Here is a 12,950-nt window from a genome sequence, read left to right as displayed (position 1 = left end):
AATTCATTTCCTCGTTAAAGTGGTCTCCGCTACGCGAGCGGACCGCCGAAGATGTCGATAGTGCCTTCTTTAAGGGTGACAATCGCACGCTTGGTGCTCTTGCGCTGACCCCATCCGAATTTGGTGCGCTTGCGCTTACCGGCACGGTTGATGGTGTTGATCGATTCGACCTTGACGGAGAAAATCTTCTCCACGGCCAGCTTGATCTCGGTCTTGTTCGAGCGGGGGTCCACCAGGAAGGTGTACTTGCCCTCGTCGATCAGGCCGTAGCTCTTTTCCGAAACGACGGGTGCAATGACGACGTCGCGCGGGTCTTTGATGGTGGCTGCACTCACTTGGCGTCCTCCTCGTTCTTTGCCTTGTCAGCGATGAAAGCCTCAAAAGCAGCCTTGGTGAAGACCACGTCGTCGGCAACCAGCACGTCGTAGGTGTTCAGCTGGTCTGCGTACAGAACGTGAACATCTGTGAGGTTGCGCACCGACAGTGCGGCAACATCGTTGGCGCGCTCGATAACAACGAGCAGGTTCTTGCGCTCGGAGACTGACTTCAGCGCGGCCAGTGCTTCCTTGGAGGAGGGCTTGGTGCCCGCGACCAGATCGGCAATAACGTGGATGCGACCGTTACGGGCGCGGTCAGACAGGGCGCCACGCAGTGCGGCAGCCTTCATCTTCTTGGGGGTGCGCTGGCTGTAGTCACGCGGCGTCGGGCCGTGGACAATGCCACCACCGGTCATGTGAGGAGCACGGATGGAACCCTGACGGGCGCGGCCGGTGCCCTTCTGCTTGAACGGCTTGCGGCCAGCACCGGAAACTTCGGCGCGGGTCTTGGTCTTGTGGGTACCCTGGCGAGCAGCAGCGAGCTGTGCGACGACGACCTGGTGCAGCAGCGGCACGTTGGTCTGGACGTCGAAGATCTCTGCGGGCAGGTCTACCTTGACAGTGCTAGTCATTGAACTAGGCTCCCTTCACGGCGGTGCGTACGAGGACGACCTGGCCGCGGGCACCGGGAACGGCACCCTTGATAAGGAGCAGCGACTTCTCAACGTCAACAGCGTGAACCGTGAGGTTCAGCGTAGTGTGACGTTCTGCGCCCATGCGGCCGGCCATTTTCAGACCCTTGAAGACGCGGCTCGGGGTGGATGCGCCACCGATGGAACCGGGCTTGCGGTGGTTCTTGTGCGCACCGTGGGAGGCTCCAACACCGTGGAAGCCGTGACGCTTCATAACACCGGCGAAGCCTTTACCCTTGCTGGTGCCGACGACGTCGATCTTCTGACCGGCTTCGAAGAGCTCAACAGAAAGCTCCTGGCCCAGTTCGTAAGACGCGGCGTCTGCAGTGCGCAGTTCGACGACATGGCGGCGAGGAGTTACGCCAGCCTTTTCAAAGTGACCAGCCAGCGGCTTGGTGACCTTGCGGGGATCGATCTGGCCGTAGCCGATCTGAACGGCGACATAGCCATCAGTCTCTGCGTTGCGCAGCTGGGTGATGACGTTGGAGTCAGCCTGGACGACAGTTACCGGAATGAGCTTGTTGTTCTCGTCCCAGACCTGGGTCATGCCGAGCTTCGTGCCCAGCAGGCCCTTTACGTTACGGGTTGCGGTCATAGTTTTCTCAGCACCTCCCTACAGCTTGATTTCGATGTTCACGTCGGCCGGCAGGTCGAGACGCATAAGCGAGTCGACAGCCTTGGGCGTGGGGTCGATGATGTCGATCAGACGCTTGTGAGTACGCATTTCAAAGTGCTCACGGCTGTCCTTGTACTTGTGCGGAGAGCGGATCACGCAGTAGATGTTCTTCTCCGTGGGCAGCGGCACGGGGCCCACTACCGTTGCGCCTGCGCGCGTGACCGTCTCAACGATCTTCCGCGCTGAAACATCAATGACCTCGTGGTCATATGACTTCAGCCGGATGCGGATTTTTTGTCCCGCCATGTCGCCTGACTCTCTTTCAGTCTGTGCTTCCCTCGAATAAGGGCTGCCCTGTTCACTTAAGCGTTGTATGTGGCTGCCGAAGCATTTGAAGTAGTACTACCACCCGCCGCACAAGCTGAATCCGGAGGGATCCGGGTTCCTCAACTTGCCGGTGTAACCGACCCCCGCGGTCGGGCGTGTCGCGATTTCCACGCACACTCGTCCGCATTCCTTTGGGGATCTGGGTTATGTTTGGGCTTCAGCTTGGACCCTGACACCCGGCATTATCCGGATCGGGACACGAAGAAGCGCTTGAACAACTCACCTAGTATGCCGGAATTCCTCGGCATAAGCCAATTGGAATCCCAAGGACCATTGCCATCGGCTCAAGGCGTCAGGATGATAGGGGGATGACCGTCCAAGATGCTGCCATGGTGGAAGACCTCGCCAGTCGCATCCGGCCAGCCTTCACCTTGGGTGTCGCGGCGGCGGCTTTCCAGATCGAGGGCTCGCTCACGGCGGACGGACGCGGACCATCTAGTTGGGATGCGTTCGCTGAAAAGCCTGGAGCAATCATCGACGGCCACTCCCCCGCAGTAGCCTGCGACCATTACAACCGGGCGGACGAGGACATCGCCCTCATGCAGGACCTCGGCGTGGATTCCTACCGGTTCTCCCTCTCCTGGCCCCGGATCCAACCAGGCGGCAAGGGACCCATCAACCAGCAGGGCCTGGACTTCTACGACCGCCTGATCGACAAGCTCCTGAAGGCCGGGATCTCCCCTATGGTGACCCTCTACCATTGGGACACTCCCCTGCCGTTGGAGCACGACGGCGGCTGGTTGAATCGTGCGACGGCTGAGCGGTTCGCCGAATATTCCGCTGCGGCCGCAGGCCGCTTCGGCGACCGCGTGGCCCAGTGGGTCACCCTGAACGAACCCGTTTCGGTCGCTTTGCAAGGCTATGCACTCGGCGTCCATGCCCCCGGCAGGCGGCTGCTCTTCGATGCCCTTCCCGCCGCCCACCATCAGTTGTTGGGGCATGGCCTGGCTGTCCAAGCCTTGCGTGCCGCCGGCGTTGCGGGAACCGTTGGCGTTGCCAACGTGCACTCGCCAGTCCAGCCCGCGACTAAGAGACTCACGGACCGTCTCATGGCGAGGGCCTTCGACCTCATCTTCAACCGGGTTTATGCCGATCCCATCCTCTTGGGGAGATACCCGAAGCCCCCGCTGCAAATGAAACCGTGGTTCCGGGCCCTCGGCAACGTCCGGGACGAGGACCTCAGGACGATCCACCAGCCGTTGGACTTCTACGGCGTGAACTATTACTACCCCATCAAGGTCGCCTCTGGCCGGGGCGACGTAAGCACGCCAGGCAACAACTCCGACATGCTGGCCAAGCTCCCGTTCCACCTGGCGGCCTTCCCCGAATATGAAACCACGGGATTTGGTTGGCCGGTGGCACCCGAACACCTCGGAATCCTGCTGCGGGAGCTGAAGGACCGCTACGGGGCGGCCCTACCTCCCCTGTTCATCACAGAAAGCGGTGCGAGCTTCCCGGAGCCGGACCACTCCCTGGGGCCTGTTCACGACTCCGACCGCATCAGCTATCTTGCTTCGCACCTTGGCCACGCATTGCGGGCCACCGCGCCCGGCGGGATCGCCCACGACGTCGAACTTCTTGGCTACTACGTGTGGACGTTGCTGGACAACTTCGAATGGGCCGCCGGTTACTCGCAGCGCTTCGGGCTGGTGCATGTGGACTTCGACACCCTCGAAAGAACCCCCAAGGACTCCTTCTATTGGTACCAGTCTTTGAGCAGGGCGCGCCAAAGCTGATCGACAGTCTGTTTTACAGACCGATCGCGCTAAATCATTCCTTCTTGTTCGCCCGGTTGATCCGCTTGGCACGCTCGATTTCGCGGCGGAAATACTTCTTTCCCCAGAAGATCCCGATCACCGCTACAACAACCACGATCAGAAAAATGAGCCATTCCATTCTGCATTCCTCCTTGGATGCAACGCTATCAGGCCGCCGTGTATCCATTCGATAGATAAATGACTCCAAAGAAGAACCCCGCCACGAACGTGACGGGGTTCTTCTTGGTTTGCTACCGGCCGCCAGGCGGCCGGTCCTTCACCGATCTACAAGTAGAAACTACTTGATGATCTTGGTGACACGTCCCGAACCAACGGTGCGGCCACCTTCACGGATTGCGAAGCCGAGGCCCTCTTCCATAGCGATCGGCTGGATGAGCTCAACGGTCATCTCAGTGTTGTCGCCAGGCATAACCATTTCCGTGCCTTCCGGCAGGGTGATAACGCCGGTTACGTCCGTGGTACGGAAGTAGAACTGCGGGCGGTAGTTCGAGTAGAACGGGTTGTGACGTCCGCCTTCGTCCTTGGAAAGGATGTAGACGTTGGCCTCGAAGTCGGTGTGCGGGGTGATGGAACCCGGCTTGACGACAACCTGGCCACGCTCGACGTCGTCGCGCTTCAGACCGCGGAGCAGGAGGCCACAGTTCTCGCCGGCCCATGCTTCGTCGAGCTGCTTGTGGAACATCTCGATACCAGTAACGGTGGTCTTCTGGATCGGACGGATACCAACGATTTCAACCTCAGAGTTGATCGCCAGGGTACCGCGCTCGGCGCGACCCGTAACAACGGTGCCACGGCCGGTGATCGTGAAGACGTCTTCGATCGGCATCAGGAACGGCTTGTCGCGGTCACGTACGGGGTCCGGAACCGAGTTGTCGACAGCTTCCATGAGGTCTTCGACGGACTTGACCCAAACCGGGTCGCCTTCGAGTGCCTTGAGGCCGGAAACACGCACAACCGGAGCGTCGTCGCCATCGAAGCCCTGAGCGCTGAGCAGCTCGCGAACTTCCATTTCAACGAGGTCGAGAAGCTCTTCGTCGTCGACCATGTCCGACTTGTTCAGCGCGACCAGCAGGTAGGGGACACCAACCTGGCGGGCGAGCAGAACGTGCTCGCGGGTCTGAGCCATCGGGCCGTCAGTGGCGGCAACCACGAGGATCGCACCGTCCATCTGGGCAGCACCGGTGATCATGTTCTTGATGTAGTCAGCGTGACCCGGAGCGTCTACGTGTGCGTAGTGGCGCTTCTCGGTCTGGTACTCAACGTGGGAGATGTTGATGGTAATACCACGCTGGCGCTCTTCCGGAGCAGAGTCAATCGACGCGAAGTCGCGCTGCTCGTTGAGAGTGGGGTACTTGTCGTACAGCACCTTGGAAATGGCGGCAGTCAGCGTCGTCTTACCGTGGTCAACGTGACCAATGGTGCCGATGTTGACGTGCGGCTTAGTCCGCTCGAACTTTGCCTTTGCCACAGGTTCCTCCTAGAACGATTTCAAGTGAGTTGCTCCTCGGCCGCGCTTTTCGCGGCAGAAACTCCAGCAAGTCTACTTGGGGGCTTTGGTTTTGGTGAAATTGCAGATTCAGGGACCAATGCTAGTACCTGGAGTCTGTTCGTGCAGGGGCCGGAACCTGGCCTGGGCCACGGCCCAGCCACCTGCACTGGATGCTTTCCCGGAACCGGGCCAGCATCCTGGATTTTCCGTCGGTGATTACTCGCCGCGGTTCTTCTGGATGATCTCGTCGGCAACTGCCTTCGGGACCTCGGCGTAGCTGTTGAATGTCATGGAGTACACAGCGCGGCCCTGGGTCTTCGAACGCAGGTCACCGATGTAGCCGAACATGCCGGACAGCGGAACGTGCGCACGGATCACCTTGACGCCAGCGGCATCTTCCATGGACTGCATCTGGCCACGACGGGAGTTCAGGTCACCAATAACTTCACCCATGTATTCCTCAGGGGTGCGGACCTCAACATCCATCAACGGTTCGAGCAGAACAGGGTTCGCCTTGCGTGCAGCTTCCTTGAAAGCCATACGGCCCGCGATCTTGAATGCCATTTCCGAGGAGTCAACATCGTGGTACGCGCCGTCAATCAGCGTGGCCTTGATGCCGACAACCGGGTAGCCGGCCAGAACGCCGTCGTTGAGTGCATCCTGGATGCCCGCGTCAACGGACGGGATGTACTCGCGGGGCACGCGGCCACCAGTGACCTTGTTCTCGAACGCGTAGAGCTCGCCGTCGGCGGTGTCCATCGGCTCGATAGCGATCTGGATCTTTGCGAACTGACCCGAACCACCGGTCTGCTTCTTGTGCGTGTAGTCGTGACGCTCTACAGCGCGCTTGATGGTTTCGCGGTAAGCAACCTGCGGCTTGCCGACGTTTGCCTCGACCTTGAATTCGCGGCGCATGCGGTCCACCAGGATGTCCAGGTGGAGTTCGCCCATGCCGGCGATGATGGTCTGACCGGTGTCCTCGTTGAGGGAGACCTGGAAGGTCGGGTCCTCAGCGGAGAGCTTCTGGATGGCCGTGGAGAGCTTCTCCTGGTCACCCTTGGTGTTCGGCTCGATGGCAACCGAGATCACGGGCTCCGGGAAGCTCATGGACTCGAGGACGATCTGGTTGGCGGAGTCGCACAGGGTGTCGCCCGTGGTGGTGTCCTTCAGACCGATAGCTGCGTAGATGTGGCCGGCGGTAGCGCCCTCAACGGGCATTTCCTTGTTGGCGTGCATCTGGAACAGCTTGCCGATGCGCTCCTTCTTGCCCTTGGTGGAGTTGACCACCTGGGCGCCTGCTTCCACGTGACCGGAGTACACGCGGATGAAGGTGAGCTGACCGAAGAACGGGTGCGCGGCAATCTTGAACGCGAGGGCCGAGAACGGCTCCTCGGCAGACGGCTTGCGGGTAAGTTCCTTCTCTTCGTCGCGCGGATCGTGACCGACCATTGGCGGGACGTCGAGCGGGTTCGGAAGGAAGTCAACAACAGCGTCCAGCATCGGCTGTACGCCACGGTTCTTGAAGGCAGAACCACAGAGAACCGGGTAGAGCTCGGAGTTGATGGTCATCTTGCGGATGCCGGCCTTGAGCTCCTCGACACTGAGTTCTTCACCGTCGAGGTACTTTTCCATGAGTTCTTCGGAAGCCTCGGCAACAGTCTCAACGAGCTGTGCGCGGTATTCCTCGGCCTTGGCCTGGAGATCGGCGGGGATCTCCTGGACTTCGTACTTGGCACCCATGGTGACGTCACCCTTGGCATCGCCCGGCCACACCAGCGCGCGCATCTCAAGGAGATCCACGACGCCGACGAAGTCGTTCTCTGCACCGATCGGCAGCTGGAGAACCAGCGGCTTGGCGCCGAGGCGGCTGATGATGGTGTCTACGGTGAAGTAGAAGTCGGCACCGAGCTTGTCCATCTTGTTGACGAAGCAGATACGCGGCACGTTGTACTTGTCGGCCTGGCGCCAAACAGTCTCGGACTGCGGCTCAACGCCTTCCTTGCCATCGAAGACAGCAACAGCGCCGTCGAGGACGCGCAAGGAGCGCTCAACCTCAACCGTGAAGTCCACGTGGCCCGGGGTGTCGATGATGTTGATCTGGTTCTTGTCCCAGAAGCAGGTCACGGCGGCAGACGTGATGGTGATGCCGCGTTCCTTTTCCTGTTCCATCCAGTCGGTCGTCGAAGCGCCGTCGTGCGTTTCGCCGATCTTGTGGTTCACACCTGTGTAAAACAGGATGCGCTCGGTGGTGGTGGTCTTGCCGGCATCGATGTGGGCCATGATGCCGATGTTGCGGACCTTGCTAAGGTCGGTAAGCACGTCCTGTGCCACGGTGTCTCCCTTTCGGATGGACTACACATTCGCCGCCGGCTCAGGGAGCCGACGGCGTACGGGAAGTTTTACCAGCGGTAGTGTGCGAAGGCCTTGTTCGACTCGGCCATCTTGTGGGTGTCTTCGCGACGCTTCACAGCGGCACCGAGACCGTTGGACGCATCCAGGATTTCGTTCTGGAGGCGCTCGGTCATCGTCTTCTCGCGGCGGGCCTTGGAGTAGCCAACCAGCCAACGCAGAGCGAGGGCAGTGGAGCGGCCCGGCTTGACCTCAACGGGAACCTGGTAGGTTGCGCCACCGACACGGCGGGAGCGAACCTCGAGGGAAGGCTTGACGTTGTCCATGGCCTTCTTGAGGGCGGCGACGGGGTCGCCACCGGACTTGGCGCGTGCACCTTCGAGGGCGCCGTAAACGATGCGCTCTGCAGTGGACTTCTTGCCGTCAATCAGAACCTTGTTGATCAGCTGGGTGACCAACGGGGAACCGTAAACGGGATCGGAAACTAGCGGCCGCTTCGGGGCCGGACCCTTGCGAGGCATATTACTTCTTCTCCATCTTTGCGCCGTAGCGGCTGCGGGCCTGCTTGCGGTTCTTGACACCCTGGGTATCGAGGGCACCACGGACGATCTTGTAACGGACACCCGGGAGGTCCTTCACACGACCACCACGGACGAGCACGATGGAGTGCTCCTGGAGGTTGTGGCCAACACCGGGGATGTAGGCGGTAACTTCAACGCCACCGTTGAGGCGCACACGTGCAACCTTACGCAGAGCCGAGTTCGGCTTCTTCGGGGTGGTCGTGTAAACGCGGGTGCAAACACCGCGGCGCATCGGGCTGCCCTTAAGCGCGGGAGCCTTGGTCTTGGAGACCTTAGGCGTGCGGCCCTTGCGGACCAGCTGGTTAATCGTAGGCACTTTCGTGTTCTCCGTTGGTTGATCTCTGCCCCGCGCCCAGGCGTTGGCCTGTGTTTGCGTGAGAGCTTTGGCGTTGTCCCTGCGGCCCGGGTCCAAAGATCCAGTGGGCGTGCAAAAGTGCGGCATTCGTTGCGCACGTAGCCCGCAACCCGGAAACAGGCTCCACCGAAGCATCATGAGAACAAAACCGAAATGATGCTGCGGCGGCCTTCATCCACTGCCACACAGAACAATTACGAAAATTCTAGCATGGCTTGATCTGAGGCCTTAATCGGGTGTAAAGGCCGAGGACGACGACGGCGGGTGCGCGCCGCCGTCGTCGGGCACCTAACGGGAAGGACCCCGCACTCACTGAGTACGGGGTCCTTACCTTGACTTGAAGACTAAGGGCAGGGCGGCAGGGTCCCTACGTGGCGCGGAACGCGACGCGAAAGGGCCCGCCGTGCCCGCTAGCGGAAGTCGTTGCCGAGATCGTAGTCATCCAGCGGGATGGCGTGGAACTCGGGAGCTCCGTCGCCGCCCAAGGCGTCATACGAGAAGTCGGTGAAGGCGCTGGGGCCTGTGAACAGGCTTGCCTTTGCTTCTTCAGTCGGCTCTACGGTGACCTCGGTGTATCGGGGCAGGCCCGTACCGGCCGGGATGAGCTTACCGATGATGACGTTCTCTTTGAGGCCAAGCAGCGGGTCGCTCTTGCCTTCCATGGCGGCCTGCGTCAGAACGCGGGTGGTCTCCTGGAAGGAAGCGGCCGACAGCCAGGACTCGGTTGCCAGAGATGCCTTGGTGATACCCATAAGCTCCGGGCGACCGGAAGCCGGGGTACGGCCTTCGGACACCACGCGACGGTTCTCGTCCTCGAAGCGGCTACGCTCAGCGAGCTCGCCCGGAAGCAGATCTGAGTCGCCGGATTCGATGACGGTCACGCGGCGCAGCATCTGGCGGACGATGACTTCCACGTGCTTGTCGTGGATGCCAATGCCCTGGCTGCGGTAAACGCCCTGGACCTCGTCCACCAGGAACTTCTGGGCGGCACGCGGACCCATGATGCGCAGAACCTGCTTCGGGTCCACAGGACCGTTGATCAGCTTCTGGCCGACGCTGACGTGCTCGCCATCCTCGATGAGGAGGCGGGAACGGCGCAGCACCGGGTAGGCGATCTCCTCGGAACCATCGTCCGGGGTGATGATGAGGCGCATCTGGCGCTCGGACTCTTCGATGGCGATGCGGCCAGCTGCTTCAGCAATCGGTGCAACACCCTTCGGAGTACGGGCCTCGAAGAGCTCCTGGATACGGGGCAGACCCTGGGTGATGTCGTCGCCACCGCTGGCGGAAACAGCACCACCGGTGTGGAACGTACGCATGGTCAGCTGGGTACCGGGTTCACCGATCGACTGTGCGGCAATGATGCCGACGGCCTCTCCGATGTCCACGGTCTTGCCGGTGGCCAGCGAACGGCCGTAGCAGAGCGCACAGGTACCGACCTTGGACTCACACGTGAGCACAGAGCGGACCTTGACCTCGGTGATGCCGGCCGCGAGCAGCTCGGCAATGACGACGTCGCCGCAGTCGGTGCCGGCAGCGGCCAGCACCGCGCCCTTGGAGTCGACGACGTCGACGGCGAGGGTACGTGCGTAGGCGCTGTTCTCGACGTTCTCGTCAAGGACCAGCTCACCGTTGGAGTCCGGCACGGCGATTGCGGTCATGAGACCGCGCTCGGTCCCACAGTCCTCTTCACGGACGATGACGTCCTGCGAAACGTCCACCAGTCGACGGGTCAAGTAACCCGAGTTGGCGGTACGCAGGGCGGTGTCGGCCAGACCCTTGCGGGCACCGTGCGTGGCGATGAAGTATTCCAGCACCGACAGGCCCTCGCGGTACGAGGACTTGATCGGACGCGGGATGATCTCACCCTTCGGGTTGGCCACAAGACCACGGATACCCGCGATCTGGCGGACCTGCATCCAGTTACCGCGTGCACCGGAGGACACCATGCGGTTGATGGTGTTCATCGGGGACAGGCTGTCACGCATCGCCTGGGCGATTTCGTTGGTGGCCTTGTTCCAGATCTCGATCAGTTCCTGGCGACGCTCGTCGTCGTCGATCAGGCCCTTGTCGTACTGGCCCTGGATCTTGGCAGCCATGGTCTCGTAACCGGCCAGGATGGCCGGCTTGGAGGTGGGCACCTCGATGTCGGAGATTGCCACAGTGACGCCGGAGCGGGTGGCCCAGTAGAAACCGGCATCCTTCAGGTTGTCCAGCGTTGCAGCCGTGACAACCTTCGGGTAGCGCTCTGCGAGGTCGTTGACGATCCGGGAGAGCTCGCCCTTGTCGGCAACAGCCTCAACCCACGGGTAGTCCTCCGGCAGGGTCTCGTTGAAGAGAACCTGGCCGAGGGAGGTCTGGACCAGCGCGGTCTGACCCGGCTCCCAGCCTTCCGGAGCTTCCCAGCCGGCGTAAGGAACAAAGCCCTCAAGACGGATCTTGACCTGGGAGTTCAGGTGCAGCTCGCGGGCGTCGTAGGCCATGATGGCTTCCGCAACCGACGAGAAGATACGGCCTTCGCCTGCCGAACCAACACGCTTGGTGGTTAGGTGGTACAGACCGATGATCATATCCTGCGAAGGCAGGGTCACCGGACGGCCATCAGACGGCTTCAGGATGTTGTTCGAGGAGAGCATCAGGATGCGGGCTTCAGCCTGGGCTTCGGGGCTCAGCGGGAGGTGGACTGCCATCTGGTCGCCGTCGAAGTCGGCGTTGAAGGCACCACAAACCAGCGGGTGAAGCTGGATGGCCTTGCCTTCAACAAGCTGCGGCTCGAATGCCTGGATGCCGAGGCGGTGCAGGGTAGGTGCACGGTTGAGCAGCACCGGGTGTTCGGTGATGATCTCTTCCAGCACGTCCCAGACCTGCGGGCGGTAACGCTCGACCATGCGCTTTGCCGACTTGATGTTCTGCGCGTGGTTGAGGTCAACCAGTCGCTTCATCACGAACGGCTTGAAGAGCTCCAGGGCCATCTGCTTGGGCAGACCACACTGGTGCAGCTTCAGCTGCGGGCCGACGACGATGACCGAACGGCCTGAGTAGTCGACGCGCTTGCCGAGCAGGTTCTGGCGGAAACGGCCCTGCTTGCCCTTGAGCATGTCGCTCAGGGACTTCAGCGGACGGTTGCCTGGACCCGTGACGGGACGGCCACGACGGCCGTTGTCGAAGAGGCTGTCAACAGCTTCCTGAAGCATGCGCTTCTCGTTGTTGACGATGATCTCCGGAGCACCGAGGTCAAGCAGTCGCTTGAGTCGGTTGTTGCGGTTGATCACGCGGCGGTAGAGGTCGTTGAGGTCGGAGGTCGCGAAGCGGCCACCGTCCAACTGGACCATCGGGCGCAGTTCCGGCGGGATCACCGGGACAGCGTCCAGCACCATTCCGAGCGGGCTGTTGTTGGTAGTCAGGAACGCATTGACAACCTTCAGTCGCTTGAGGGCACGGGTCTTGCGCTGGCCCTTGCCGTTCTGGATGGTGTCGCGCAAGGACTCGGACTCTGCCTGCATGTCGAAGTTCTCAAGACGCTTCTTGATGGCTTCGGCACCCATGGAGCCTTCGAAGTACATGCCGTAGCGGTCGCGCAGTTCGCGGTACAGGCCTTCGTCACCTTCGAGGTCTGCGACCTTGAGGTTCTTGAAGCGGTCCCAGACCTGCTCGAGGCGCTCGATTTCAGCGTCCGCACGCTTGCGGACGTTGGCCATCTGACGATCCGCGGAGTCGCGGGCCTTCTTCTTGTCCGCAGCCTTGGCGCCTTCACCTTCGAGGCGGGCAAGCTCGTCCTCAAGGTCGCGGGCAATCGTGGCGATGTCGCTGTCGCGGTTGTCGACGAGCTGCTTCTTCTCGAGGTCGTGCTCAACCTGGAGGTTCGGCAGTTCCGCGTGACGACTCTCGGTGTCCACGCTGGTGATCATGTAGGCAGCGAAGTAGATGACCTTTTCAAGGTCCTTCGGTGCCAGGTCAAGGAGGTAGCCCAAACGGGAGGGAACGCCCTTGAAGTACCAGATGTGCGTGACGGGAGCAGCCAGTTCGATGTGGCCCATGCGTTCGCGGCGCACCTTGGCGCGTGTGACTTCAACGCCACAACGCTCACAGATGATGCCCTTGAAGCGCACGCGCTTGTACTTGCCGCAGTAGCATTCCCAGTCGCGGGACGGGCCGAAGATCTTCTCGCAGAAGAGGCCGTCCTTCTCGGGCTTGAGCGTGCGGTAGTTGATGGTTTCCGGCTTCTTGACCTCACCGTACGACCAGCCACGGATGTCTTCCGCGGTGGCTAGGCCGATCTGCATGAGGCCGAAGGAGGATTCGCTGGACATATGGTCCCTGTTCTCTCTTGTTCTCTAAATTCTGAAGTCTTGATTTACGGAAAGAGGCAGCTGCCTTGGCTGGCGG

Annotated in this window: 11 protein-coding genes; 1 reads left to right on the top strand and 10 read right to left on the bottom strand. The window is 61.1% G+C overall.

The window, feature by feature from the left end; all coding sequences use genetic code 11:
* Window positions 1-29 precede the first annotated feature (29 nt).
* The 4 genes from rplW to rpsJ are packed head-to-tail and all read right to left on the bottom strand — an operon-like array spanning window position 30 to window position 1,931.
* A complete protein-coding gene (rplW, locus tag AC3ANQ_RS05385) occupies window positions 30-335 on the bottom strand; it encodes a 50S ribosomal protein L23 (protein ID WP_059387362.1) in 306 nt (101 codons plus the stop codon).
* On the bottom strand, window positions 332-949 hold the full coding sequence (rplD, locus tag AC3ANQ_RS05380) for a 50S ribosomal protein L4 (protein ID WP_265979315.1): 618 nt from the start codon (window positions 947-949) through the stop codon (window positions 332-334). Before rplD ends, rplW begins: the two co-directional genes overlap by 4 nt.
* A 4-nt stretch (window positions 950-953) precedes the next feature.
* Window positions 954-1,604 (bottom strand): 50S ribosomal protein L3, encoded by a 651-nt coding sequence (gene rplC, locus AC3ANQ_RS05375; protein ID WP_028265107.1) that lies wholly within the window; start codon window positions 1,602-1,604, stop codon window positions 954-956.
* A gap of 18 nt (window positions 1,605-1,622) precedes the next feature.
* Window positions 1,623-1,931 (bottom strand): 30S ribosomal protein S10, encoded by a 309-nt coding sequence (rpsJ, locus tag AC3ANQ_RS05370; protein WP_038464699.1) that lies wholly within the window; start codon window positions 1,929-1,931, stop codon window positions 1,623-1,625.
* A 389-nt stretch (window positions 1,932-2,320) separates the two neighbouring features.
* Between rpsJ and AC3ANQ_RS05365 the strand changes: the two genes are divergently transcribed.
* Window positions 2,321-3,748: a GH1 family beta-glucosidase gene (locus AC3ANQ_RS05365; protein ID WP_488304157.1), complete on the top strand. Its 1,428-nt coding sequence runs from the start codon at window positions 2,321-2,323 to the stop codon at window positions 3,746-3,748.
* 34 nt (window positions 3,749-3,782) lie between these two features.
* Here AC3ANQ_RS05365 and AC3ANQ_RS05360 read toward each other — a convergent pair whose 3' ends face one another.
* The 6 genes from AC3ANQ_RS05360 to AC3ANQ_RS05335 all read right to left on the bottom strand — a co-directional run bounded on the left by AC3ANQ_RS05360 (window position 3,783) and on the right by AC3ANQ_RS05335 (window position 12,874).
* Window positions 3,783-3,908 (bottom strand): hypothetical protein, encoded by a 126-nt coding sequence (locus AC3ANQ_RS05360; RefSeq protein ID WP_488304156.1) that lies wholly within the window; start codon window positions 3,906-3,908, stop codon window positions 3,783-3,785.
* 159 nt (window positions 3,909-4,067) lie between these two features.
* Window positions 4,068-5,258: an elongation factor Tu gene (tuf, locus tag AC3ANQ_RS05355; RefSeq protein WP_234749052.1), complete on the bottom strand. Its 1,191-nt coding sequence runs from the start codon at window positions 5,256-5,258 to the stop codon at window positions 4,068-4,070.
* Between the two features lie 237 nt (window positions 5,259-5,495).
* A complete protein-coding gene (gene fusA, locus AC3ANQ_RS05350) occupies window positions 5,496-7,610 on the bottom strand; it encodes an elongation factor G (protein WP_488304155.1) in 2,115 nt (704 codons plus the stop codon).
* Between the two features lie 68 nt (window positions 7,611-7,678).
* Window positions 7,679-8,149: a 30S ribosomal protein S7 gene (gene rpsG / locus AC3ANQ_RS05345; RefSeq protein ID WP_059387355.1), complete on the bottom strand. Its 471-nt coding sequence runs from the start codon at window positions 8,147-8,149 to the stop codon at window positions 7,679-7,681.
* 1 nt (window position 8,150) lies between these two features.
* Window positions 8,151-8,525 (bottom strand): 30S ribosomal protein S12, encoded by a 375-nt coding sequence (rpsL, locus tag AC3ANQ_RS05340; RefSeq protein ID WP_009358312.1) that lies wholly within the window; start codon window positions 8,523-8,525, stop codon window positions 8,151-8,153.
* 449 nt (window positions 8,526-8,974) lie between these two features.
* Window positions 8,975-12,874, bottom strand: a complete 3,900-nt coding sequence (locus AC3ANQ_RS05335; protein ID WP_441429284.1) for a DNA-directed RNA polymerase subunit beta' — start codon at window positions 12,872-12,874, stop codon at window positions 8,975-8,977.
* Window positions 12,875-12,950 lie beyond the last annotated feature (76 nt).

The organism is Arthrobacter sp. DMZ02-1R, from assembly GCF_057747935.1.
Note: the sequence above shows the minus strand (reverse complement) of the source record. Positions and strands in the feature narration are given on the sequence as shown.